Genomic DNA, 23,848 nt, shown 5'->3' on the forward strand with positions numbered 1-23,848 from the left:
CAGAGATGAAAATGAGGATGGCGAATCTTAACAGAGTGCTTCCACAGGCGGTTGCACGAACCTGCATTTCGCGTTGATTGCCATGGTGGCAGTTCGTCACAGGTCTGAAAGATCCTGCCTACGCTGTGATAAAGTCCGCGCCCTGAAAAACGTACACCCAGTGTTTCCTTTTCGGTTTCCCGCCTGCGGCCTGCCCCGTTTGTTGCTGCAACCACGGTGAAACCACGCACTTATAAAAATTCAGAGATGCCGTTTTATGACTGCTTCATCCCCTTCTCTACTGCTCCGCCTGAAACGCCTGAGCCTGGTCACGCAAATCGTGATCGGCCTTATCGCCGGTATTGTCCTGGCCTTGATTGCGCCTGAAGCGGCGAAGTCGACTGCGTTTATCGGCAAAGTGTTTGTCTGCGCGCTGAAAGCGGTCGCGCCGATTCTGGTGTTTGTGCTGGTCATGGCCTCCATCGCCAACCACAAGCACGGCCAGGAAACTCATATCCGGCCGATTCTGTTCCTTTATCTGCTGGGCACTTTCGCCGCCGCGGTGGTCGCGGTGGTGGCCAGTATGATGTTTCCGTCGAGCCTGGTGCTGTCGACTCAGGACGTCGCGGTGACGGCACCGGGTGGTATCGGTGAAGTGCTGCAAAGTCTGCTGCTGAGCGTGGTCGATAACCCCGTCAGTGCGCTGATGAATGCCAACTTCATCGGCATTCTCGCCTGGGCCATCGGCATGGGCATCGCCATTCGCCACGCGGGCAACACCACTCGCGAAGTGCTGGGCGACCTGTCCAATGGCGTGACCGTGATCGTGCGCCTGGTCATCAGCTTTGCCCCGCTGGGTATTTTCGGTCTGGTGGCCTCGACCCTGGCCACCTCCGGTTTCGGCGCGTTGATCGGTTACGCTCACCTGCTGGCCGTGCTGCTGGGCTGCATGCTGTTCGTGGCACTGGTGATGAACCCGCTGATCGTGTTCTGGAAACTGCGTCGCAACCCGTACCCGCTGGTGCTGACCTGCCTGCGCGAGAGCGGCATCACCGCGTTCTTTACCCGCAGTTCGGCGGCGAACATTCCGGTCAACCTGGAATTGAGCAAGCGTCTGGGCCTGCACGAAGACACTTACTCGGTGTCGATCCCATTGGGCGCGACCATCAACATGGCTGGCGCCGCGATCACCATCACCGTGCTGACCCTCGCCGCCGTGCACACGCTGGGGATCGCCGTGGACATTCCAACGGCCATTCTGCTCAGCGTCGTTGCCGCAATCTGCGCCTGTGGCGCCTCGGGTGTGGCAGGCGGTTCGCTGCTGCTGATTCCGCTGGCGTGCAGCCTGTTCGGCATCCCGAGCGAAATCGCCATGCAGGTGGTGGCGGTCGGTTTCATCATTGGTGTGTTGCAGGACTCGGCGGAAACCGCGCTGAACTCGTCCACCGATGTGTTGTTCACCGCGGCGGCTTGCCTGGGTGAAGAGCAGAAAGCCGAACGTCTGGCCTGACACAAATCCTGTAGGAGCCCGGTTTGCCGGCGATGGCGCACTTAAGACCGCCATCGCCGGCAAGCCTGGCTCCTACAAAGGAACGGCTTGAGGCTGCCATCTCCAATGAGCCGGGCGTCCACAGAAAGCACAAAAAAAGCCCGCCAAGGCGCAAACCTTGGCGGGCTTTTTTGTAGCTGGGCGGTTTAGAACGCGCCCATGTAATCGCGCTTGCCCACTTCCACGCCGTTGTGGCGCAGCAGTGCGTAAGTGGTGGTGACGTGGAAGAAGAACTGCGGCAGGCCGTAGGTCAGCAGGTAAGCCTGACCGGAGAAGCGCTTCTCTTTAGGCGTGCCTGGACGGGTGACGATCTCGATGCCTTCCTTGCCATTGATCTGCTCTGGCTTGATCTCGCCGATGAAGGCAAGGACCTTGGCGATCAACGCTTGCAGCTCGGCGAAGGTGGTTTCGGTGTCGTCGTACTTCGGCAGTTCGATTTCGGCCAGACGCGCGGATACGCCTTTGCTGAAGTCAACGGCGATCTGCACCTGACGTACCAGCGGGAACATGTCCGGGAACAGGCGCGCTTGCAGGAAGGCGTTCGGGTCGATGTTCTTGGCGGTGGCGTGGGCTTCGGCTTTCTTCAGCACATCGCTCAGGGCGTTGAGCATTTGCTGGAAAACAGGCACCGAAGCGTCGTACAGGGAAATGGTCATGGCAGGTCTCGTGTGGTGACGGGAGGAAACGTGGGCCGATTATAGCCATCCCGGACCGGCCTGCGGCTTGTCTTTTATCCTGCAAGGATTAGGCTAGGCTGCTTCGACGGCATAGGGAAAGCGCGATGAGCACTGATCAAGAGCAAACCTTCGACGAGCCACGGCTCAGCAGCACGGAAATCCGCATTCTGGGTTCGTTGATCGAAAAACAGGCCACCAGCCCGGAAACCTATCCGCTGACGCTCAACGCCCTGGTAACCGCCTGCAACCAGAAGACCAGCCGCGAGCCGGTGATGAACCTCACCCCCGGCCAGGTCGGGCAGAGCCTGCGCGCCCTTGAGGGACGTGGTTTCGCCAAGCTGGTGATGGGCAGCCGCGCCGACCGCTGGGAGCACAAGGTGGACAAGGCGCTGGAGCTGGTGCCGGCGCAGGTGATTCTGACGGGTTTGATGTTCCTGCGCGGCCCGCAGACGGTCAACGAACTGCTGACCCGCAGTGGTCGCATGCATGAGTTTGAAGACACCGAACAAGTGGTGCATCAGCTAGAGCGTTTGATTGCGCGAGGTCTGGCGGTATTGATCCCGCGCCAGGCTGGCCAGCGTGAAGATCGTTATACCCACGCATTGGGTGATCCGGCAGATATCGAAGCGATTCTCTCGGCCCGACAGAACCCGTCGGAGCGCAGTTCGGGCAGCGGCGTTTCAATTGAACGGATCGAAGAGCTGGAAGCACGGATTGCGGCGCTGGAAGAGCGGTTGGAGCGACTGGAATAGAGTGAGCTTTCAGTCACTTTAATGCTGGATGCACCGCCGCCATCTCGAGCAGGCTTGCGGTGCACACCTGTAGGAGCAAACTTGCTCGCGATGGCGTCCGTACAGTCAATACCGGTTCAACTCCGGGCAAATTCCACCGCTTTGCGAAACTGCCCCTCAGTCGGCCGCACGCCGGTGTACAACACAAACTGCTCCAGCGCCTGGATGGCGATGACTTCGAGCCCGGTGATCACCCGTTTGCCTTCGGCACGACCGCGCACGATCAGCGGTGTCTCCGAGGGAATAGCCACCACGTCGAAAACCGTTTCAGCCTGCGTGATGGCATCCGGCTCAAACGCCAGTTGATCAGCCTCAGGGCCACCGGTCATGCCGATCGGTGTGACATTGATCAGCATCTGCGGGCGCCGCTCTCCCAGCTCCGCTTGCCATTCATATCCCAACGATTGCGCCAATGCCTGCCCTGCGCGCTCGTTGCGGGCCACGATCAGACCATGGGTGTAGCCGCCGTCACGCAGGGCACTGGCCACCGCTTTGGCCATGCCGCCGCTGCCACGCAGGACGAAGGTCGAGTCCTTGGGCACTTCGTGGGTCTGGAGCAATTGAGCGATGGCGATGTAGTCGGTGTTGTAGGCCTTGAGATGACCGTCGGTGTTGACGATTGTGTTGATCGATTGAATGGCGGCCGCCGATGCATCCAGCTCATCGACCAGGGCAATGCAATCTTCCTTGAAAGGCATCGACACGCCGCACCCACGGATCCGTAGCGCTCGAATGCCAGCGACTGCACCCGGCAGGTCCTGGCTGGCAAAGGCCTTGTAGTAAAAATTCAGGCCCAGTTGCTCATACAGATGATTGTGAAATCTCAAGCCAAAGTTCCCAGGCCGCCCTGAAAGCGACATGCACAACTGGGTGTCTTTGTTGGGGTTCATCTGCATGGAAATCTCCTTCAAACGCACTTTCGGATGGACGGGATTAGCCAGCCCATCGGTTCTGATCGATCATGTTTATGCAGCTGTTTGCGGCCTCTCTCGACCGTCTGCAAACCGGTACAGACCTTACACAATATTTACCCAACGGCTGTGCTGATTTGCAAAAAAAAGCTGTCTTAGAGGTATCCCCACGACAATCCTTATGTCTATCGCAGACACAAGCGCCGGGGCGAAGTAACGAGGAACTATCATGATCCGTAAAATCCCCACAGTTGCCTTGCTGATCGGCGCACTCGCGATCGCAGGTCAGGCGCAAGCCCATGGTGGTGGTAATGACGCAGCGGTATACGGAGCAATTGTCGGTACTGCCATCGTCGGTTCAGCCCTCATCAACGCGAATCGACCGGTGTATGTCGCGCCGCAACCGGTCTACGCCCAACCCGCGCCGGTTTATTACGCACCGCCGCCTCCGGTTTACTACCAGCCGGCCCCGGTCTACGTGCAACAACCCATCTATTACCGACCGGCCCCGGTTTACTACGGCCCACCTCGTGGTTATTACGGCCCGCCACGCGGCTACTACTATGGCCCGCATCGCGGATACGGCCGCTGGTAACAGGTACATCAGAAAATGCTGACCGCTTGATTGCAACGTTGAACCTGTGGCGAGGGAGCAAGCTCCCTCGCCACAAGGTCTGGATAAATCTCGTCGAGGTCGCTCTCAGGAATGCGCGGTAGACGCAAATTGGCAAGACTGATTCGTCACTGTTTCTGCCGTGCGGTAGCAAGCGGTCATATTTCTGTCATGTCAGGTCCGCAAGCTCGGGCTTGTCTGTCAAAACCAACAACAAGGACGACGCCATGCCCACGCAAAACCCGCACCGCATTGTCGGTCTGTGCACCTCCAGCAAGGTGTACAACGTACTGACCGAGCTCAAGCACCTGGAAGGTCACCGAAACGCCAAGTTTCTCTCGCTGCTGACCCAGAGCCTGGTGCGTAAAGGTCTGCTCAATGAGCAGGAAGTGGTCCATTTGCTCGATCAGGTGGTCGACTGAGCGACAGCCGGTCGTTTGCCCACCGTCGCATCAATGTCCACTATCAAACGCGTTGATTTTTCGTTGCCGCCCCGCGAACGTAAGGTACCTCCACAGATTGATGGAGGTTCTCAGCATGTCTCAGGTTCAAATCATGTCCGTTATCGGCAGCGCCGTTCCCGCCTCGCTCAGAGCATCGGGCCTGCTCGCCTGCTGGTACCTGATGCAGGACGGCGAACCCATCAGCGGCCCGCTCACTTCGCTGCCCGACGCCCAGGTGCTGTCGCAACGGGTCGGCACCGGCCAGCCCGGAAAAATCAGCGCCTAAGGCAGCTGAACCCGCGGTTTGGTTTCGATGAAAATGGCCCAGCTCGACATGAACAGGGCCGCAATCAACGGGCCGATGACGAAACCGTTCAAACCAAAAATCGCCAGGCCGCCGATGGTTGAGATCAGGATCAGGTAGTCCGGCATCTTGGTGTCCTTGCCCACGAGGATCGGGCGCAACACGTTATCCACCAGGCCGATCACAAACACGCCGAACAATACCAGCGTCACCCCTTGCCAGATCGCACCGGTGAGCAGGAAAAACGCGGCGACCGGCGCCCAGATAATCCCCGCCCCCACCGCTGGCAACAGCGACAGAAACGCCATCAACACCGCCCAGATCAATGCGCTGGGAATGTCCAGAAACCAGAAAATCAAACCGCCCAATGCACCCTGCGTGATCGCCACCACCAGGTTGCCCTTCACTGTGGCCCGCACCACGCGATTGAGCTTGAGTTGCAACCGGCGCTTTTGGTTTTCCTCAAGCGGCACGGCCATGCGCACTTTGCGTGCGAGCTCCGCACCATCGCGCAGGAAGAAAAACAGCATGTACAGCATGATAAAAAAACTGAGGATGAATTCGAATGTCCCCTGACCAAAACTGAAGGCCTGGGTGGCGACGAACTCATTACCGGACATGGCGCTCTTGATGATTTTTTCGCGCAACCCGTTCAGCTCGCCCATGTCGAAGCGGTCGAGCAAATTCTGGAAATAAGGCGGCAGGCTGTGCTTGAACTGCAACACATACCCGGCGATGTCCAGCTCGCCGCTTTCAATGCGCTTGTAAAGCTCGGTACCCTCCTGGACCAGGAAAATACCGAGGATAATCACGGGCAGGATCGCAATCAGCAAACAGATGCTCAATGTGAGCAGCGTCGTGAGATTGCGCTGCCAGCCGAATTTCAATTGCAGTTGGTGCTGCAAGGGCGCAAAGAGGATCCCGAGGATCACCGCCCAGAACACCGCGCCGTAAAACGGCAGCAGTATCCAGATGAACGCGATGCTCACCAGAAACAGCAAGATGGCCAACGATTTGTCTCTGAGCGATTCTTCGTTCATGTCCGATCCATGCCAGTGCGCCGGACGTAAAAGGTACGTCCTGATGCTTAGGCCACCGCAGCGCGCACGAGTGCCCTCCGTTGGTGAAGAAAGCATAGATCCAGATCAATAAACCCCAGGCCCAAGACGTTTACCCTGCGCGGCTTTTGCGATCGACTCACCATGAACCTCATTGCTCCGGAACTGCTTGCCCCCGCCGGCACCCTGAAAAACATGCGTTACGCCTTCGCCTACGGCGCCGATGCGGTGTACGCCGGCCAGCCGCGCTACAGCCTGCGGGTGCGCAACAACGAATTCGATCACGCCAACCTGGCCCTCGGCATTCACGAGGCCCAGGCCCAGGGCAAGCGTTTCTACGTCGTGGTGAACATCGCGCCGCACAACGCCAAACTCAAAACGTTCCTCAAGGACCTGGCCCCCATCATTGCCATGGCGCCGGACGCGTTGATCATGTCCGACCCCGGCCTGATCATGCTGGTGCGCCGGCACTACCCGCAGATGCCGATTCATCTGTCGGTTCAAGCCAACACGGTGAACTGGGCCAGTGTCGAGTTCTGGCAGTTACAGGGTTTGAGCCGGATCATCCTGTCGCGGGAGCTCTCCCTGGAGGAGATCGCCGAGATTCGCCAGCAAGTCCCGGCCATGGAGCTGGAAGTGTTCGTCCACGGCGCATTGTGCATGGCCTATTCGGGTCGTTGCCTGTTGTCGGGCTACATGAACAAGCGCGATGCCAACCAGGGCAGTTGCACCAATGCCTGTCGCTGGAAATATGCGGCGCAACCGGCCATGGAAAACCTGGTCGGGGACATCGTTCAACACTTCGAACCGGAACCGACACTGGGCATCGGCGCTCCCACCGAGCAGCTGTTCCTGCTGCAGGAGGCCAATCGCCCCGACGAGCTGATGCCGGCGTTCGAAGACGAGCACGGCACGTACATCATGAACGCCAAGGACCTGCGCGCTGTACAGCATGTCGAGCGTTTGACGCAGATGGGCGTGCATTCGCTGAAAATCGAAGGCCGGACCAAATCGCATTTTTATTGCGCGCGAACCACGCAGGTGTATCGCCGGGCAATCGACGACGCGGTGGCCGGTCTCGAGTTCGACCGCAGCCTGATGACTGATCTGGAATCGCTCGCCCAACGCGGCTACACCGAAGGCTTTCTGCGCCGCCATGTGCATGACGAATACCAGAACTACCAGAACGGCAGCTCGGTGTCGGAGCGGCAGCAATTTGTCGGCGAACTGACCGGCGAGCGGCGCGAGCGGTTGGCGGAGGTGAAGGTGAAGAACCGCTTCGCCCTGGGCGATCACATGGAACTGATGACACCCAAAGGCAATTTCCACTTCGATCTGCATCAATTGCAGAACAGCAAAGGCGAGCCCATCGAAGTGGCGCCGGGTGATGGGCACACGGTTTACCTGCCGATACCGGATGCGGTGGATCTGAGCTTCGGCTTGTTGATGCGCGATATCCACGCAACATAATTCCCCTGGAGCTGGCTTGCCAGCGATTGCGGCCTGCCAGTCGACATTGTAGTGACGGGGCGATCGCTATCGCTGGCAAGCCAGCGCCTACAGGTTCTGCGTCAGGCAAACTCTTCGCGGAGCATCGCCACAAACGCCTCTCGCGCCGGGTGCACCCCGGCGTTTTCGTGCCAATAGAACAGGTTTTCGATGGCGGTCAGTTCGGAAAACTCATAGCCCACGCAACCGGCGCCCTTGGCGTACTGATCGAAAATCCCTTTCGGCACCAGCGCCACCCCGGCACCGGCACTGACGCAACCGACGATCGCGCCATAACTGGCCAGGCTGACAATCGGCAACGCCAGTCCTTGCCGCAACAGCCAATGTTCCAGCGCGGCCCGATACGGACAGCCCTGGGGCCACATGAACACGGTTTTGTCCTGCAAATCCGTCATGTCGCGCACCGGCCCCAGCGACGTCGAGGCAATCAGCAGAAGGTCTTCGCGGTACATCGGCGTGCGCTTGAGGTGCGAGCGCTCGACATCCACGGCGACAATCGCGCCATCCAGCCGATGGCTCAGCGTGTCATCGAGCAACTGGCCCCAACTGCCGGTGGTCAACTCCAGCGCCACCGCCGGATAGCGCTTGTGAAACTTGGCCAGCAACCGCGGCAAACGACCAGTGGCCGAAGACTCGATAGCGCCGATGCGCAACGGGCCGGACGGCTCCGCCGAAGGGTCCACGGCGCGCTTGGCTTCGGCGGCCAGCGCCAGAATTTTCGAAGCGTAGGCCAGGAAGGTTTGCCCCGACGGACTGATGCGCAGTCCACGTCCCTCACGCAGGAACAGTGCGACACCCAACTCCGCTTCCAGCGACTTGATCCGCGCCGTGATGTTCGACGGCACGCAATGCAGCAACTCGGCGGCACGCGTGATGCTGCCCTCCTCGGCCACGGTCTTGAACATGCGAATCTGCGCCAACTCCATACATCACCCAAAGTGAACGTTTAGCGCAGTATAAGTCAGTTGTGGTGAACCAAGAGCCTTCTGATACTGGCCGCATCCGCCCACAGGTGCACGACCATGACGCCGCTCATATCCGCCCACGTTTCCCCTCTGAAAATCATTCTGGCCATGGCGTTTGTCGTGGCTTGCTGGGGGTATTCCCCAACCGGTATTCATATCGGTTTGCAAGCCTACGACCCCGGACATCTGGCGCTGCTGCGCTTTCTGATTGCGTCAGGGTTCATGGCCGTGGTCGCGATGTTCAGAGGCATCCGCCTGCCGGCCCTTCGCGATTTGCCGCTGCTGTTCGGGCTGGGGTTCTTCGCGGTGAGCCTGCATCACGTAGCGATCAACTTCGGGCAACAAGGGGTCAGCGCCGGCGCGTCGAGTGTCTTGGCGCAGACAACTCCGTTGTTCAGCACCCTGATTGCGCGGTTCGTATTCAAGGACCGGGTGAGCCTGTGGCGCTGGGGTTGTGTCTTGCTCGGGCTGATCGGCGCGGTGATTGTGGTGGCGGGTGATCACGGGTTGGGCAGCCTCGATGCCCACGGTTTGTTGATCCTGTTGGCGGCGGTGTCCTGGAGTCTGTACTTTGCCCTGCAAAAACATCACACCGGGCGTTATGACGGACTGACGCTGGTCTGCTACACGGTCTGGTCAGGGACCGCGTTGCTGCTGTTTTTCCTGCCGGGGCTGGCGGATCAGGTGGTGAATGCGCCGTTGCGCGTGCAGTTCGCGGTGTTTGCCCTGGGGATTTTTCCGAGTGCGCTGGCGTACCTGGCCTGGGCGTACGTGCTGGCGCATGTCGACCTGAGCCGGGCGACCATGACGCTCTATCTGACCCCGCCGACGGCGATGGTCATTGCGTCGTTTGCCCTGGGCGAGCGGCCGACGCTGATGATTGTGGTCGGTGCGCTGGTGGTGTTGGCGAGTGTGCTGGCGTTGAATCTGGAGCGGCGGGTGGTGGTGGTTCAAGCGGCCGAAGCTTGATTCGGATTTTTCGTTTTCAGGTGCGACGCCATCGCGCGCAAGCTCGCGATGAACGATGACTCCGTCTCATTGAAAACAGCCAGACTCAGCTCGGCGAAAACCGGTCGCGGCTGTTGCTCAGGTGCAGCCACATCGCCGCCCGCGCCGCGTCCGGGTCCTGGCGTTTGATGGCGTTGAGAATCGCCTCGTGCTCAAGGTTGGCCAGTTCCCCAAGCTTGCTCAAATCCACCGCGCCGCGCTCGGCGGCGTTAACCCGGGTTCGCGGGATCATGGCGCTGCCCAGGTGCTGCATGATTTCGGTAAAGCAGACATTGCCGGTCGCTTCGGCGATCAACAGATGAAAACGCCGATCCGCCTCGACACAGCTGTCATTGTTGGCCAACAGGCGTTGATAGTCGTCGAGGGCTTCGCGCATTTGCGCCAACTGTTGATCGGTGCGACGCGTTGCTGCCAGCGCCGCCGCCTGGGTTTCCAGGCCCATGCGCAACTCCAGAATACTGCGCACCCCCAGCGCGGTATCGACGTTCAGCCGTAAGCCCTGCTCCGGCGCACGCTCGATCACGAACGTGCCGATACCGTGCCGCGTTTCCACCAGCCCCGACGCCTGCAACTTTGAGATGGCTTCGCGCACCACCGTACGGCTGACGCCGTGTTCCTGAACGATGGTGTTCTCCGACGGCAGCTTGTCGCCGGGGGACATCTGGCCAAGCAGGATGCTCTGGGTCAGCTTCTCGACCAGATCATGGGCCAGGTTGTGGGTGCGCTTGCGGGCAGGCACGTCGAAATCTTCTTGCATGAGGATATCCGGAAAACGGGGCTACCGAATCGTAGCACCACACCGGATGGGAATTCTGGAAAAACATCACTCAGCTTGTATGACAACACTCAACAAACAGCATTAATACCGCCTGAAATCAGATTGCCACAGACCAAAATGAGCCTCACAAACTTCACGATCAGCGCTATTTTATTGAGAAAAGACGCTTGCACAGCAAAAAAACCTAGTTGTATGATGTCTATCAACAACGCAGCATCCGTCACGCCCCGCATAACAATAACGAGTGGGAGAAAACGCAGTGAATACATCCATCTCCGGGATGAACGACAACGCCAATTCGGTGCTGAAGTCCGCCATCGCCAAGGTCAAACGTCACGTCTTGCCGCTGTTCGTCATCATGTTCATCGTCAATTACATTGACCGGGTGAACATCGGCTTCGTCCGCGCCCACATGGAACACGACCTGGGCATCGGTGCTGCCGCCTACGGCCTCGGTGCCGGTCTGTTCTTCATCGGGTACGCGCTGTTCGAAGTGCCCTCCAACATCCTTCTGCAAAAAGTCGGCGCACGTATCTGGCTGACCCGCATCATGCTGACCTGGGGCCTTGTCGCTGCGGGCATGGCCTTTATCCAGAACGAAACCCACTTCTACATCCTGCGATTTCTGCTGGGCGTGGCTGAAGCCGGTTTCTTCCCCGGGGTGATTTATTACTTCACTCGCTGGTTGCCCGGCGTGGAGCGCGGCAAGGCGATCGCGATATTCCTCAGTGGCTCGGCGATTGCCTCGCTGATCTCCGGCCCGTTGTCCGGGTTGCTTCTGCAAATCAGCGGCCTGGGCATGCACGGCTGGCAATGGATGTACTTCATCGAGGGCATGTTCTCGGTCGGGTTGTGCGCCTTTGTCTGGTTCTGGCTGGACTCCAAACCCCACGATGCCAAATGGCTGACCCGCGCCGAACAGGACGCCTTGGTCAAAGCCATCGACGACGAACAACTGGCCCGCGAAGCCGCGACTCCGATCAAACCGTCGCTGGGCAAGCTGCTCAAGGACCGGCAGATCATCCTGTTCTGCGTGATCTACTTCTTCATCCAATTGACCATCTACGCCGCGACGTTCTGGCTGCCGAGCATCATCAAGAAGATGGGCGACCTCAGCGACTTCCAGGTCGGGATGTTCAACTCGATTCCGTGGTTGCTGTCGATCATCGGCATGTACGCCTTCGCCACGCTGTCGGGCAAATGGAAGCACCAGCAAGCCTGGGTTGCCGCGGCGCTGTTGATTGCAGCGGCCGGGATGTTCATGTCCACCACCGGTGGGCCAGTCTTCGCTTTCGTGGCGATCTGCTTTGCGGCGCTGGGTTTCAAATCGGCATCGTCGCTGTTCTGGCCAATTCCCCAGGCCTATCTGGATGCGCGCATCGCTGCGGGCGTCATCGCGCTGATCAACTCGGTGGGCAACCTGGGCGGTTTTGTCGCGCCGACCACGTTCGGCCTGCTGGAAGAACGCACCGGTTCGATTCAGGGCGGGCTCTACGGCCTGGCCGCAACGTCGATCATCGTCTTCGCCGCCCGCAACAAACCCAAATCCGCGCCTGCCGTCGAATCGGCCAAAACTGCGCCACGTCACGCCTGAAAGGATAAACAAATGACCGTACAAGAAATCGCCAAGGCCCCGATCATCACCAGCATGCAGATTGTTCCGGTGGCCGGCCACGACGGAATGCTGCTTAACCTGAGCGGCGCACACGGCCCGTTTTTCACCCGCAACATCGTCATTCTCAAGGACAACGCCGGCCACACCGGCGTCGGCGAAGTACCGGGCGGCGAGCGCATTCGCCAAACCCTGGAAGACGCACGCAGCCTGGTGGTCGGCAGCCCGATCGGCACCTACCAGAAAATTCTCAATCAGGTGCGCCAGACCTTCGCCGACCGCGATGCCGGTGGTCGCGGTTTACAGACCTTCGACCTGCGCATCACCATTCATGCTGTTACCGGCCTTGAAGCCGCCCTGCTCGATTTGCTCGGCCAGCATCTGGATGTGCCGGTCGCCGCCCTGCTCGGCGAAGGTCAACAGCGCGATGAAGTGAAGATGCTCGGCTACCTGTTCTACGTCGGTGATCGCAACGAAACCGACCTCGCCTATCGCAGCGAACCGGACGCCGACAACGACTGGTTCCGCGTGCGTCACGAGAAAGCCATGACCGCCGAAGGTGTTGTCCGTCTGGCGGTCGCGGCCCACGCGAAATATGGCTTCAAGGACTTCAAGCTCAAGGGCGGTGTGCTCGCCGGCGATGCCGAAATCGAAGCGGTCACCGCCCTCGCCGAACGCTTCCCCGATGCGCGCATTACCCTCGACCCGAATGGCGCGTGGTCACTGAAGGAAGCGATTCGCCTGTGCCGTGACCAACACGACGTTCTGGCGTACGCCGAGGACCCATGCGGTGCGGAGAACGGTTATTCGGGGCGCGAAGTCATGGCCGAATTCCGTCGCGCCACGGGCCTGAAAACCGCGACCAACATGATCGCCACCGACTGGCGTGAAATGGGTCATGCGATCCAGTTGCAGTCGGTCGACATCCCGTTGGCCGATCCACACTTCTGGACCATGCAGGGCTCGGTGCGCGTGGCGCAGATGTGCCACGAATGGGGCCTGACCTGGGGCTCGCACTCCAACAATCACTTCGACATTTCCCTGGCGATGTTCACCCACGTTGCGGCCGCTGCGCCGGGCGAAATCACCGCCATCGACACTCACTGGATCTGGCAAGACGGTCAGCGCCTGACCAAGGCGCCGCTGCAAATTGTCGATGGCTGCGTGCAGGTGCCGCAGAAAGCGGGGCTGGGCGTTGAGCTGGACATGGATCAAGTGGCCAAGGCCCATGAACTCTATAAAGGCATGGGCCTGGGTGCGCGGGACGACAGCGTGGCGATGCAGTTTTTGATTCCGGGCTGGACGTTCGATAACAAGAAGCCGTGCCTGGTGCGCTGAATGCCGGTTTTGAAACCCACTCCCGGCCGCGCATGAAAAACCGTCCGCCATTGCATTCAACCGCCTAAAATGGCGCGCACTGAATCAATGGCGGACCTCATCCACATGAACAAGCTGAAAACACTTGCGGCCTGCATGGCCATGCTTGCTACTGGCCCCTGCATCGCCGCAGATCCAATCGAGACAGCCGTGAACGCCGCTGTTCAACCGGTGATGCAAGCCCAGAACATTGCCGGCATGGCCGTGGCGGTGACCGTCAACGGCAAACCGCAGTATTTCAACTATGGCGTAGCCTCGACAGAAACCGGAAAACCGGTCTCGGAAAACACCCTGTTCGAGATCGGCTCCGTCAGCAAAACCTTCACCGCCACCCTCGCCGCCTATGCCCAGGCCACCGGCAAACTGTCGTTATCGGACAAGGCCAGCCAGGTTTGGCCAGCCCTGCGCGGCAGCGCGTTCGACCGCATCAGCGTGCTGCAATTAGGCACTTACAGTGCCGGGGGCCTGCCCCTGCAATTTCCGCCTGAGGCCGACTCCGCCGACACCATGCTCGGTTACTACCAGCAGTGGAAACCGCTCTACCCTGCCGGCACCCATCGCTTGTATTCAAACCCCAGCCTGGGCCTGTTCGGCTACCTCGCCGCGCATAGCATCGGGAAGCCGTTTGATGATGCGATGGAGAAAACCCTGCTGCCGAAACTCGGTTTGAAGCACACCTATGTGAACGTGCCACAGGACCAGATGAGCCTCTACGCCCAGGGCTACAACAAGGACGACAAACCGGTGCGAGTCGGCCCCGGCGCACTCGATTCCGAAGCCTACGGAGTGAAAACCAGCGCGGCGGACCTGTTGATGTATGTTCAAGCGAACATGAAGCCGGCCAGTCTGGCAAAACCGTTGCAACAGGCCATCGCCTTGACCCACACCGGCTACTACACCGTCGGCGACATGACTCAGGGATTGGGTTGGGAGTTGTATGCCTATCCGGTTTCGCTGGACCGCCTGCTCGAAGGCAACTCGAAACCCATGGCCATGCAAGCGCACAAAGTCCAATGGCTGAACCCGCCACAACCACAGCCGAGCAGCGTACTGATCAACAAGACCGGATCGACCGGTGGTTTCGGCGCCTACGTCGCATTTGTACCGTCGAAGGACATCGGCATTGTGATTCTGGCGAACAAGAATTTCCCGATTGCAGAGCGGGTCAAAATTGCCCATCAGGTACTGAGCGCCTTGTAGGTGCGAGCTCGCTCCGGGCGGCGTTGCGACAAATGGGCCGAGATCGGTGGTGGTTTGAGCGTGGCGGCGAAGCAGAATCATCATTTCTACGCCGAGGGTGGATACACCAAGGGCAGTGACATCGAACAGCCCTGGGCGGTGACGGTGGGGTATCGCTACAACGGGTAGCTTTACGGACTGATGCAGATGCTTTGGAGAGAGCCTATCGGAGCGCCGGGCAGAGCTGCCGGTGTATCTGAAGCGGGGCCGCTTCGCAGCCCAACGGGGGCAAGCCCCCTCGCCACCTGCTGTTACAAGGATTTCGCGCCGGATCAATCATCCGGCATTTCAGGCGGTTTGACGGGTTTGGTCGATTTAGCCTGCTTGGTGTTCTTGGCGCCTTTAGCCGCGGGCGCTTCTGGCGCTGGAGTGGCCACTGTTGGCGGTGGGGTTTCTTTCTCGGCCGCGGGTAGTTGGTCGACGGCGCTGAAAATATCTTCCAGCTTGATGTTCTCTGACTGTTCGAACTTCTTTTCGCCATCCTTGCCGACCAGAATCACCTTGCTCTTGGACCCGGCCCCCAGTTTGAGCGAGCGGATCAACGCTGCCGTGTCCTGTGGCCCCAGGTCCTTGCCTTCGCGCTGTCCCATCAGGTTGAGCACGGTGTACAGCACCATGTTGCGGTCGGTGAAACCCTTGCGATTGGCCGGCTCGTCCAGTGACTGTTTCAGGCTGACCCACATAGGGTCAACAGTGCTTGGGGCGATAACAATCAGCGGACGGGACCGGCCCTTGTCCATGTCCAGCGGTGAGTCGCCATCGGCGGCGAACAGGGGGCCGGCGATTGCCAGCAGGGTAGCCAGGGTCAGTGACCTGATGAGCATGCGCCTCTCCTTTTGATATCCACGCTCTAATGATTGCGCATCGCGGCGTTCGTTCCGGTGACGCTCGGCAAATGTGCTCTGCCTTGCCCCAAGCTTAGGTCAGCGCGGTCATTGCGCAACAGCTCGGGGCAATCTTGGGCGTGAACCAATGCGAAGGAAGATCAAGGATTGTGCGACAGGACGACGGGTGAATTTCGATACCCATGTCGGGCATCTGCTGGAAATATTCACCCGCCAAAAGGAGGGGGTCGAATCAGAACGCCAGTTTGTAGCCGATCAGCATCAGCATGGTTGCCAGGCAAGGGCGCAGCAGTTCATCGGAGATCCGCCCGGTCAGGTGGCTGCCCAGATAAATCCCCGGCAACGAACCGACCAGCAAGTAACCCAGCACCTGCCAATCCATGTTACCCATGCTCGCGTGACCGAGACCGGCGACCAGCGTCAGCGGAACGGCGTGGGCAATTTCTGTCCCCACCAAACGGCGAGTCGGCAACAACGGATAAAGAATGAACAGTGCCACGGTGCCCAAGGCGCCGGCGCCGATGGACGTCAGCGCAACCATGGTGCCAAGAATCAGACCGGTAATGACGGTCATGACATTCAGGCGCGGGCCAGTGGGGTTGTAGTTGCCACCGGCGCGCTTGTGGGCGAAATCCAGCAAGCGCTTCTTGAACAGGATTGCCAGCGCCGTGGCAAACAGCACAAAGCCCAGGGCTTGTTTGATGATGGCGTTCATCGCGTCGGGACTTTCGTGCAACGTGCTGAGGAACCACAACGTCAGCAGCACCGCCGGCACGCTGCCCAGGGTCAGCCAACCGGTGATCGCCCAATCGATGTTGTTGTTCTTTCGGTGAACCAGCACACCACTGGATTTGGTGATGGCCGCGTAAAGCAGATCGGTACCGACGGCCGTGGCCGGATTGATGCCGAACCACAGCAGGATCGGGGTCATCAGCGACCCGCCACCCACACCTGTCATGCCGACGATAAAACCCACCACCAACCCTGCAATGACCAACCCGATGTTCAGTAAATCCATTGATACGTCCACAAAGATCGCAGGGAAATCCGGCCCGCAGCATAGCGAGATTTCTTATAACCAGTTATATCGATGCGATCTATCTTTATTCCCGAACCTCCTACAAGAATTTACTGCACCGGCAGGAAATTCAGAAACAGCAGGCTCTGGGCATAATTCAGCCCGATACGCCGGTAGCGCTCGTCGAGCATCTGCGTCAGCAAGTCCAGTCGGGCGACGATCTTGCCGAACTCGACGGCAAAGCTCAGGTTGCTGCCCTCCTCGGAAATCTCGTTGGAGAACAGCAACGGCTGGCCCTCCTTGTTTTGTCGCTGGCTCAGAATCCAGGTGGCGATCTCGATGTTGCGTGCGGCGTTGCTGACGAACACCGGGTTGATCGCGTCCGTCATATAGAACTCCAGGCGATTGCCGTGAGCGGTGACGAGCATGCTGCCGATGGCGTAAATGAACGCCCCGACCCGGTCCCCGAGAAACTCCGGGCTCATGGCAAACCGCAGGGCCGCCAGGTCCTTCTTGCCGCCGAGGGTGGGCAACGGCTCTTGCTGTTCGATGGCCATGCGCACTTGCTTGCTGGCGGTGCGGGCGTCGAGGAAACCGGATTTTTTGAGTTCTTCGGGATTGCGCAGGTACAGCTTGCTCATCAACACGTAAAGGCTGTCGAGGTTGTCGCGCATCGCCAGGGTCGCCATGCGGTCAACACTGGTTTGCAGAAACTCCTGGGGCCGGCCTTCGCGCATCTGGGTAAAAATGTCGCTGCCTTGCTGCTGACTGCAACCGGTGAAGAGGCACATCGACAGGCCGACCAACAGCCAGCAATTCTTTGTGAATAGCGCGGTCATGAAAGGTAACGCTTGGGCCATAAATGCTTGAACTTGGGCATGGGCCAGCGGTGGGGATCGCCGCAGGCAACCAAGGATAGAGCCGGTCATTTGGAAAAAGTGCAGTGTCGGCCGACACCAATCGATCACCGGCACAGGAAGTCGCTGCGTTGCGCCTGGGCATCGAGATGGGCATGACCCTGATCGACACGGCGCAAATGTACGCCGAAGGTGGCGCCGAAGAAGTGGTGGGCGACGCCATCGCCACCAGTCAGGTTCTCTACAACCTGGAGCAACGCGGTATAGAGTTTGATGTGTTGCCCTGGAGCCAGCAGCAACGGCTGCCCACCATGGCTTACTGCCCGATTGGCCAGGGCGGAAAAATGCTGGCCAATGCGCTGCTCAAGCAAGTAGCCGCCCGTCACGATGTGACACCGGCCCAAGTGGCGCTGGCATGGATTCTGCGTCAGGACAGCGTGATCGCCATCCCCAAGGCGGTCCGCCCCGAGCATGTGCGACTCAACGCCCAAGCGGCACTGTTGCAGCTTGAAGCCGGAGATCTGGAGGCGCTGGACCAAGCGTTTCGTGCGCCACAACACAAGCAGCGGCTGGCCATGGTCTGAGCCATCGCGGAGTGTCAGAGGACATCGGCATGAGAAGTACCGATCCGCTGGACGCCTTTAATCTGCAACGTTTCATCCAGGCACAGGACCCGGTGTTTGACCGCGTCCAGGCCGAATTGAATGCCGGTCACAAACGCAGTCACTGGATGTGGTTCATCTTTCCGCAGTTTTCCGGGCTGGGCGGCAGCGAGATGTCGCGACATTTCGCCATCCGCTCCAGGGAAGAAGCCCAGGCCTATCTGCAGCATCCATTATTGGGCGCCCGGTTACGCACCTGCACCCTGGAAGTGCTGAACATCCCACAGCGCTCGGTGGCCGGGATATTCGGTCATCCCGACGACCTGAAATTTCATTCATCCATGACCCTGTTTGCCCAGGTCGCGGCCGCCGACAGCGTCTTTCATCAAGCGCTGAATCAGTATTTCCACGGCATTCTCGACGCCTGGACCCTGGAGTTGATGGACTCAAAAAAGCCCCAGTTGCCCACCAATCAGCGTTGAGAAATCGTCGTCGACAAACGGCAATATCGCGTCCGCCACCGGTTGCAGCTGCCGGCTGATGTAATGGTCGTAATCGATGGGCGCGCTGCGGATCTCCAGCGGCTCGGGGCCGGCCACGGTGATCACGTAACTGATCCAGCCGCCATTCTGGTATTGCCGAGGGCGGCCCTGGCGGTCGTTGTAGTCATCGGCGATACGCGCCGCGCGTACGTGGGGTGGCACGTTGCGTTGATAATCGTCGAGGGTGCGGCGCAGGCGTTTGCGGTAAATCAGCCGATCATCGAACTCGCCCGCCAGGGTTTTGCGCACGTAGTCGCGCACATACTCTCGATACGGCTGGCGCTGGAAAATCCGCAAGTACAACTCCTGCTGGAATTGCCGGGCCAGCAACGACCAGTCGGTGCGCACGGTTTCCAGACCTTTGTAGACCATTTCCTCGCTGCCATCGGCGCGGGTCACAAGCCCGGCATAGCGTTTCTTGCTGCCCTCCTCGGCGCCACGGATGGTTGGCATCAGAAAGCGTTTGTAGTGGGTTTCGTACTGCAGTTCGAGCGCGCTCTGCAGGCCGTATTCCTCCTGCACATGTTCGCGCCACCACTGGTTGACGTGATCCACCAGCGAGCGGCCGATTTGCGCGGCATCCTCCTGGTCATGGGCGCGGCGCAGCCAGACGAAGGTCGAGTCGGTGTCACCGTAGATCACCGCGTGGCCCTGGGCTTCGATCAGTTGCCGGGTGCGCAACATGATCTCGTGGCCGCGCAGGGTGATGGACGACGCCAGGCGCGTGTCGAAGAAGCGACAACCGCTGGAACCCAGCACACCGTAAAACGCGTTCATGATGATTTTCAGCGCTTGGGACAGCGGCGCGTTGCGCTCGCGCTTGGCCGTTTCCCGACCTTCGGCGACCCGCGCGACGATCGATGGCAGGCAATGCCGGGTGCGCGAAAAACGCGCCCCGCGAAAACCCGGCACAGACGCGCTGTCATCCGGGTGCGCGAGGCCTTCGATCAGGCCCACGGGGTCGATCAGAAAGGTGCGGATGATCGATGGATAGAGGCTTTTGTAGTCGAGCACCAGCACCGATTCGTAAAGCCCAGGCTGCGAATCCATGACAAAACCGCCGGGGCTGGCTTGCGGCGGTTTGCTGCCGAGGTTCGGTGCAACGAACCCCTGGCGATGCATCAGCGGCATGTACAAATGGGTGAACGCCGCCACCGAACCGCCCATGCGATCGGCCGGTAGCCCGGTGACGCTGGCCCGCTCCAGCAGGAACGTGAGCAACTCGGTCTTGGCGAAAATCCGTGTGACCAGTTCACAATCCTTGAGGTTGTACTTGGCCAGCGCCGGCTTGTCCTCGGCGAACATGCGGTTGATTTCGTCCATGCGCTGGTACGGATTGTCGATCGACTTGCCCTCGCCGAGCAGGGTCTGAGCAACGTTTTCCAGGCTGAATGACGGGAAACTCCAGGTTGCCGACCGCAGGGACTCGATGCCGTCGATGATCAACCTTCCGGCAGCGGAGGCGAAATAGTGGTTGCCGCTGCCATGTTCACGCCACTGCATCTCCTCGCCCTCACGCCCCAGCCGCAACGGCACCGCCAGGCGGCGGGCGTGCTCGTGAAGTACCCGCAAGTCAAACTGCACGACGTTCCAGCCAATGATTGCGTCGGGATCGAAACGGGCAAACCAGTCGTTGAGCTTTTTCAGCAACGCCACCCGGGAGTCGCAATACTCGAGCTGGAAATCCACCTCGCTGTCGTCACCATTGGGCGGACCGAGCATGTACACCTGGCGTTCGCCGCAACCCTCCAGCGCGATGGAATACAACTCGCCCTGGGCCGTGGTTTCGATGTCCAGGGACACCAGTTTGAGGTTGGGCCGGTACATCGGGTCGGGTTTCATCTGGGCGTCGAGCAGCAGGCCATCGGCGCCTGGCGTACCGTTGAAGCGCACGGGAGCGGTGATGAAACGCTCCATCATGTAGCGCTCCGGCGGCCGCACGTCGGCTTCAAACACCTCGACGCCGGCCTTGCGCAGCGCGGTTTCCAGGCGCATCAGCTGACCGTGCTGCTGGCAATACAGGCCCAGGACCGGGCGATGCTCGAAATCCTGCAAGGCCAAGGGCCGCAGCTCGACGTTTTTTTCGTCGTGCAGCAGCGCTTCGGCTTGCACCCTTTGCTCGGCGGGCACGAACGCCACCGACGGTTGATGAGGCAGGCGGATGCGCCGGGGACCGCTGTCGGTCGCCAGCCAGAACTCGACTTCCGTACCGGCCGGGGTGTCGCGCCAATGCCGGGTCAGGACGAAGCCCTGCGGTAAATCCACCACTGCAAACCTCAGATTTGATTCAGGGTGATGATTCTACCCGTGATCACCCAGACTTAGCGGCCAGCCGGGAAAAGATCGCAGCCTTCGGCAGCGCCTATGCGTTCCCGCGTTCTCCTGGAGCTGCCGAAGGCTGCGATCTTTTCGAGGATTGCAGAAGAAAAACCGCCAAATGACGTTTTTTGCGTGTTATCTGCCGCATTCGCCCTTGCCCTCTGCGCTTGGGTCTACGATTCTTCAGGAACAACGACAACACCCGAGTAACCACCATGAAAACCGTCGCCCAGCTGCTCAAGTTGAAAGATCAGAAGAATCAGGAAGTGCACCAGATCAAACCCGATCACATGGTGCTCGAAGCGCTGATGAAGATGGCCGAGAAAAACGTCGGCGCCTTGCTGGTGGTGGAAAATGACGAAGTGCTGGGCATCATCAGCGAGCGGGACTACGCGCGCAAACTGGTGCTGCACGGCCGTTCTTCGGTAGGCACACCGGTGCGCGACATCATGGTCTCGCCGGTGATTACCGTGGACACCCATCAAACCGTCGACACGTGCCTGGGCATCATGTCCGACAAGCGCCTGCGTCACCTGCCGGTGGTGGAAGGCGGCAAGTTGATCGGTTTGCTTTCAATCGGCGACCTGGTCAAGGAAGCCATTGCCGAGCAGGCTGAACTGATTCGCCAACTCGAGCAGTACATTCGCGGCGAGTAATGCGAGCCCCGTAGGAGCTGGCTTGCCAGCGATTGCTATGGATCATTCAACATTGAAGTTGACTGATACACCGCTTTCGCTGGCAAGCCAGCTCCTACAGGGGATCGACGGAGTTCTCAGGCGGGCCAATGCCGCTCAAACACCGGCGCCAGCACCGGGTGCCGGTCAATCCGTTCCAGCCAGGCAAAAAAACCGGGGCGGGCATTGCGCAAATGCTCGCGGCTGCCCGCCCACCGCGATATCACCGCCGCCAGCACATCCAGCGCCCGGGGCGTCTCACTGCCCAGATAAAGATCCCCCGAAAACTGATCGGCAAACACCTCCCAGCTCCAGTGCAAGCGCTGTCGGGCACCGGCCATGAGATTCTGCCTCGACGATTCATCGGCCACCGCCAGCCAGCGCTCGGGGTAATCGATGATGCCGATGGCGGCATAGCAATTGGTGACGATGTACGTCATGCCCCGAATGGCCTGGTCACGCTCGGCCGGGTCTTCCGGCAACAGCCCCGACGAGGGAAACGTCAGGCCGAGGTGAATCAGAATCGCCGCGCTCTCGGTCAGGACGCCGCCGTCGGGCCGTTGCAGCGTCGGGATCTGCTTGAGCGGGTTGAGCTTCTCAAGCGCGTGGGCCGCTTCTGGCGATACCTCAACGTCAATGAATCGATAAGGAATCTCGCAAAGCTCCAGTGCAGCCTCAATCGCCGCCGCACCGGAATTCTGATGGCCGTAGAGCTGGTACATAAACATCTCCTTGCGGACCGGGTGAGCCTGGACGCCAGCTATCCAGTGTAGAAGCCGTCGCCGTCACCGCCGTGACCATCCGACGACCGCACCATCACGCTCACCGGAGGTATCGCGCAGCGCCCATCATTGCCATGAAACGCCAAACCCTTCTCGGCATCGCTTTCTCGGTTTGTGCAGTTAACGCTTTCGCTGCAACGTCTACTCACCCGGTTGTCGCTGAAGGCGGCTCGGATCGTCTGATTGAAAACCGCGCTGCCTGACTGGATGTACCGATAGCCTCGACCGCTCCTACAATTTTCCGGCCCGCGTCATGCAACGTTGATAACGCTCATCGACCCGTTTGGCGAACCACGCCGTGGTGAGTTTGCGGGTGATTTTCGGGCTTTTCAGCACAATCCCCGGCAACACCGCACGCGGTAACGTCCGCCCCTCTGCCTGTTCGGCCAGTTCGAAAACCCGCTGATACAGCGTGGTGTCTTCGAACGCCAGGCTATTGCCCTTCTCCAGTTGATCGCGAATCGTCGGATTACGCATGTCCAGGCGCTTGCCGAGGCTGCGCACGGCCAGCTCCGTGGTGCCGGGCATGATCGAATCGTGGCGAACCAGATCACCATCCAGCGCCAGCGTAATTCCCGAAGCACGGCTCACCGCGTTCTGAAAAGCAGCATTGCGACTGGCGTACCAACCGGCGTTGAAATCGGCGAAGCGATACAACGGCTGTTGATAGCTGACCGGGTAACCGAGCAGATGGGCGATGCCGAAATACATGCCGCCACGCCGGGTGAACACTTCATGGCGGATCGAGCCATCCACCGGGTAGGGATAACCCTTGGCGTGTTGCTCGGCAAAATCGATGCTGACCTGCATTGGCCCACCGGTGTGCACCGGGTTAAAGCCGCCGAACAGGGTCTTGCCCATGGGCACCATGCCGATGAAGTCATCGAAAATCGCGCTCAACTGCTTTTCACTGCGCGCCGCATTGAGGCGATCGTTGTAGGTTTTGCCGGTGGGTGAATTGAGCCGCAACGCACCGCTGACCAGTAACCCCGGGATGTGTGCCGTGGCGGCACGACGGTCGATTTCCTCACGGGCGATCTTGCCCAGGCCCGGTACAGACGGGTCGACCTGAAAGGTCGATTCCTGCTCAGTCACGGCCAGTACCGAACACAGGTTCTGAGTGCTCGGGTAAATGTCTTGCGCGGCAAATGCCGCATAGATATCCGTGGCCCAGCCCTGGCGGTCGACGGTCTTGGCCGGCAGTAAACGCACGATCTCGGCGCGCACCTCGGCGGGCTTGCGCGGTGCAGGTTCCTGGCTCCGCTGACCGGCGCAACCGGCCAGTACCAACAACGCGGCAACGCTTGTAATCAATCGATTGGCTTGCATGTAGCTCCATCAAATCCGTTAAGCCGCCGTCACCATACGACCAATGGCCGATTTGTGCACAGGCAGA

General features: G+C 59.8%; 24 protein-coding genes and 2 pseudogenes. 15 read left to right on the forward strand and 11 right to left on the reverse strand.

Features of this window, described 5'->3' with window-relative positions:
* Positions 1 to 256 precede the first annotated feature (256 nt).
* Complete coding sequence (gene sstT / locus CKW15_RS16960) at positions 257 to 1,489, forward strand: serine/threonine transporter SstT (protein ID WP_095059662.1); 1,233 nt, start codon at positions 257 to 259, stop codon at positions 1,487 to 1,489.
* Between the two features lie 185 nt (positions 1,490 to 1,674).
* On the opposite strand, the gene CKW15_RS16965 is transcribed toward sstT, so the two are convergent.
* A complete protein-coding gene (locus CKW15_RS16965; RefSeq protein ID WP_095059663.1) occupies positions 1,675 to 2,184 on the reverse strand; it encodes a DUF1993 family protein in 510 nt (169 codons plus the stop codon).
* A 125-nt stretch (positions 2,185 to 2,309) separates the two neighbouring features.
* On the opposite strand from CKW15_RS16965, the gene CKW15_RS16970 reads away from it, so the two are divergent.
* Positions 2,310 to 2,957 carry a YceH family protein gene (locus CKW15_RS16970; protein ID WP_095059664.1) on the forward strand — a complete coding sequence of 216 codons (648 nt, stop codon included), beginning with the start codon at positions 2,310 to 2,312 and terminating at the stop codon, positions 2,955 to 2,957.
* 116 nt (positions 2,958 to 3,073) lie between these two features.
* Here the strand turns inward: CKW15_RS16970 and CKW15_RS16975 are convergent, their stop codons facing one another.
* Positions 3,074 to 3,892 (reverse strand): shikimate 5-dehydrogenase, encoded by an 819-nt coding sequence (locus tag CKW15_RS16975; RefSeq protein WP_095059665.1) that lies wholly within the window; start codon positions 3,890 to 3,892, stop codon positions 3,074 to 3,076.
* A 244-nt stretch (positions 3,893 to 4,136) separates the two neighbouring features.
* Here CKW15_RS16975 and CKW15_RS16980 point away from each other — a divergent pair, with 244 nt between their 5' ends.
* The 3 genes from CKW15_RS16980 (at position 4,137) to CKW15_RS16990 (ending at position 5,249) form a co-directional block, all read left to right on the forward strand.
* Complete coding sequence (locus tag CKW15_RS16980; RefSeq protein WP_095059666.1) at positions 4,137 to 4,502, forward strand: hypothetical protein; 366 nt, start codon at positions 4,137 to 4,139, stop codon at positions 4,500 to 4,502.
* A 245-nt stretch (positions 4,503 to 4,747) separates the two neighbouring features.
* Entirely contained in the window at positions 4,748 to 4,942 is a 195-nt protein-coding gene (locus CKW15_RS16985) for a hypothetical protein (protein ID WP_095059667.1), read from the forward strand.
* Between the two features lie 115 nt (positions 4,943 to 5,057).
* Entirely contained in the window at positions 5,058 to 5,249 is a 192-nt protein-coding gene (locus tag CKW15_RS16990; RefSeq protein ID WP_095059668.1) for a hypothetical protein, read from the forward strand.
* On the opposite strand, the gene CKW15_RS16995 is transcribed toward CKW15_RS16990, so the two are convergent.
* Positions 5,246 to 6,307 carry an AI-2E family transporter gene (locus CKW15_RS16995; RefSeq protein WP_095059669.1) on the reverse strand — a complete coding sequence of 354 codons (1,062 nt, stop codon included), beginning with the start codon at positions 6,305 to 6,307 and terminating at the stop codon, positions 5,246 to 5,248. The two genes, CKW15_RS16990 and CKW15_RS16995, sit on opposite strands and share 4 nt — an antisense overlap.
* A 162-nt stretch (positions 6,308 to 6,469) precedes the next feature.
* Between CKW15_RS16995 and yegQ the strand changes: the two genes are divergently transcribed.
* Positions 6,470 to 7,795: a tRNA 5-hydroxyuridine modification protein YegQ gene (gene yegQ, locus CKW15_RS17000; RefSeq protein WP_095059670.1), complete on the forward strand. Its 1,326-nt coding sequence runs from the start codon at positions 6,470 to 6,472 to the stop codon at positions 7,793 to 7,795.
* Positions 7,796 to 7,896: 101 nt separating this feature from the next.
* On the opposite strand, the gene CKW15_RS17005 is transcribed toward yegQ, so the two are convergent.
* Positions 7,897 to 8,760, reverse strand: coding sequence for a LysR family transcriptional regulator (locus tag CKW15_RS17005; protein ID WP_095059671.1), 864 nt, complete (start codon positions 8,758 to 8,760; stop codon positions 7,897 to 7,899).
* Positions 8,761 to 8,856: 96 nt separating this feature from the next.
* Between CKW15_RS17005 and CKW15_RS17010 the strand changes: the two genes are divergently transcribed.
* Positions 8,857 to 9,768, forward strand: a complete 912-nt coding sequence (locus CKW15_RS17010; RefSeq protein ID WP_095059672.1) for a DMT family transporter — start codon at positions 8,857 to 8,859, stop codon at positions 9,766 to 9,768.
* A gap of 85 nt (positions 9,769 to 9,853) precedes the next feature.
* Here the strand turns inward: CKW15_RS17010 and CKW15_RS17015 are convergent, their stop codons facing one another.
* Positions 9,854 to 10,564, reverse strand: a complete 711-nt coding sequence (locus tag CKW15_RS17015) for a FadR/GntR family transcriptional regulator (protein ID WP_095059673.1) — start codon at positions 10,562 to 10,564, stop codon at positions 9,854 to 9,856.
* Between the two features lie 280 nt (positions 10,565 to 10,844).
* On the opposite strand from CKW15_RS17015, the gene CKW15_RS17020 reads away from it, so the two are divergent.
* The 4 genes from CKW15_RS17020 (at position 10,845) to CKW15_RS28150 (ending at position 14,942) form a co-directional block, all read left to right on the forward strand.
* Positions 10,845 to 12,179 (forward strand): MFS transporter, encoded by a 1,335-nt coding sequence (locus CKW15_RS17020; protein ID WP_095059674.1) that lies wholly within the window; start codon positions 10,845 to 10,847, stop codon positions 12,177 to 12,179.
* A gap of 12 nt (positions 12,180 to 12,191) precedes the next feature.
* The gene (gene gudD, locus CKW15_RS17025) at positions 12,192 to 13,535 is read left to right on the forward strand and encodes a glucarate dehydratase (protein ID WP_095059675.1); all 1,344 of its coding nucleotides are present in this window, start codon (positions 12,192 to 12,194) and stop codon (positions 13,533 to 13,535) included.
* Between the two features lie 105 nt (positions 13,536 to 13,640).
* Positions 13,641 to 14,774, forward strand: a complete 1,134-nt coding sequence (ampC, locus tag CKW15_RS17030; protein WP_095059684.1) for a class C beta-lactamase — start codon at positions 13,641 to 13,643, stop codon at positions 14,772 to 14,774.
* Positions 14,775 to 14,942 carry an autotransporter outer membrane beta-barrel domain-containing protein gene (locus CKW15_RS28150; RefSeq protein WP_143498461.1) on the forward strand — a complete coding sequence of 56 codons (168 nt, stop codon included), beginning with the start codon at positions 14,775 to 14,777 and terminating at the stop codon, positions 14,940 to 14,942.
* A 143-nt stretch (positions 14,943 to 15,085) separates the two neighbouring features.
* On the opposite strand, the gene CKW15_RS17035 is transcribed toward CKW15_RS28150, so the two are convergent.
* The 3 genes from CKW15_RS17035 to CKW15_RS17045 all read right to left on the reverse strand — a co-directional run bounded on the left by CKW15_RS17035 (position 15,086) and on the right by CKW15_RS17045 (position 17,536).
* Positions 15,086 to 15,637 (reverse strand): DUF4174 domain-containing protein, encoded by a 552-nt coding sequence (locus tag CKW15_RS17035; RefSeq protein WP_095059676.1) that lies wholly within the window; start codon positions 15,635 to 15,637, stop codon positions 15,086 to 15,088.
* A gap of 253 nt (positions 15,638 to 15,890) precedes the next feature.
* Positions 15,891 to 16,676, reverse strand: a complete 786-nt coding sequence (locus CKW15_RS17040) for a sulfite exporter TauE/SafE family protein (RefSeq protein WP_095059677.1) — start codon at positions 16,674 to 16,676, stop codon at positions 15,891 to 15,893.
* Positions 16,677 to 16,786: 110 nt separating this feature from the next.
* A complete protein-coding gene (locus CKW15_RS17045; protein ID WP_095059678.1) occupies positions 16,787 to 17,536 on the reverse strand; it encodes a hypothetical protein in 750 nt (249 codons plus the stop codon).
* Between the two features lie 101 nt (positions 17,537 to 17,637).
* On the opposite strand from CKW15_RS17045, the pseudogene CKW15_RS17050 reads away from it, so the two are divergent.
* Positions 17,638 to 18,117, forward strand: a pseudogene (locus tag CKW15_RS17050) (aldo/keto reductase); the annotation flags it as partial.
* 29 nt (positions 18,118 to 18,146) lie between these two features.
* Entirely contained in the window at positions 18,147 to 18,617 is a 471-nt protein-coding gene (locus CKW15_RS17055) for a DUF1810 domain-containing protein (RefSeq protein ID WP_095059680.1), read from the forward strand.
* Here CKW15_RS17055 and CKW15_RS17060 read toward each other — a convergent pair.
* Positions 18,582 to 20,942 (reverse strand): DNA polymerase II, encoded by a 2,361-nt coding sequence (locus CKW15_RS17060; RefSeq protein ID WP_177408842.1) that lies wholly within the window; start codon positions 20,940 to 20,942, stop codon positions 18,582 to 18,584. The two genes, CKW15_RS17055 and CKW15_RS17060, sit on opposite strands and share 36 nt — an antisense overlap.
* 269 nt (positions 20,943 to 21,211) lie before the next feature.
* Between CKW15_RS17060 and CKW15_RS17065 the strand changes: the two genes are divergently transcribed.
* Positions 21,212 to 21,652: a CBS domain-containing protein gene (locus CKW15_RS17065; protein WP_015094223.1), complete on the forward strand. Its 441-nt coding sequence runs from the start codon at positions 21,212 to 21,214 to the stop codon at positions 21,650 to 21,652.
* 116 nt (positions 21,653 to 21,768) lie between these two features.
* Here the strand turns inward: CKW15_RS17065 and CKW15_RS17070 are convergent, their stop codons facing one another.
* Positions 21,769 to 22,392 (reverse strand): glutathione S-transferase, encoded by a 624-nt coding sequence (locus tag CKW15_RS17070; protein WP_095059139.1) that lies wholly within the window; start codon positions 22,390 to 22,392, stop codon positions 21,769 to 21,771.
* A 134-nt stretch (positions 22,393 to 22,526) separates the two neighbouring features.
* On the opposite strand from CKW15_RS17070, the pseudogene CKW15_RS28810 reads away from it, so the two are divergent.
* A pseudogene (locus tag CKW15_RS28810) lies at positions 22,527 to 22,652 on the forward strand (phage infection protein); the annotation flags it as partial.
* A gap of 31 nt (positions 22,653 to 22,683) precedes the next feature.
* Here CKW15_RS28810 and CKW15_RS17080 read toward each other — a convergent pair.
* Entirely contained in the window at positions 22,684 to 23,781 is a 1,098-nt protein-coding gene (locus tag CKW15_RS17080) for a DUF1615 domain-containing protein (protein ID WP_095059141.1), read from the reverse strand.
* Positions 23,782 to 23,848: the final 67 nt, after the last annotated feature.

This window comes from Pseudomonas sp. Irchel s3b5, assembly GCF_900187435.1.
GTDB lineage: Bacteria > Pseudomonadota > Gammaproteobacteria > Pseudomonadales > Pseudomonadaceae > Aquipseudomonas.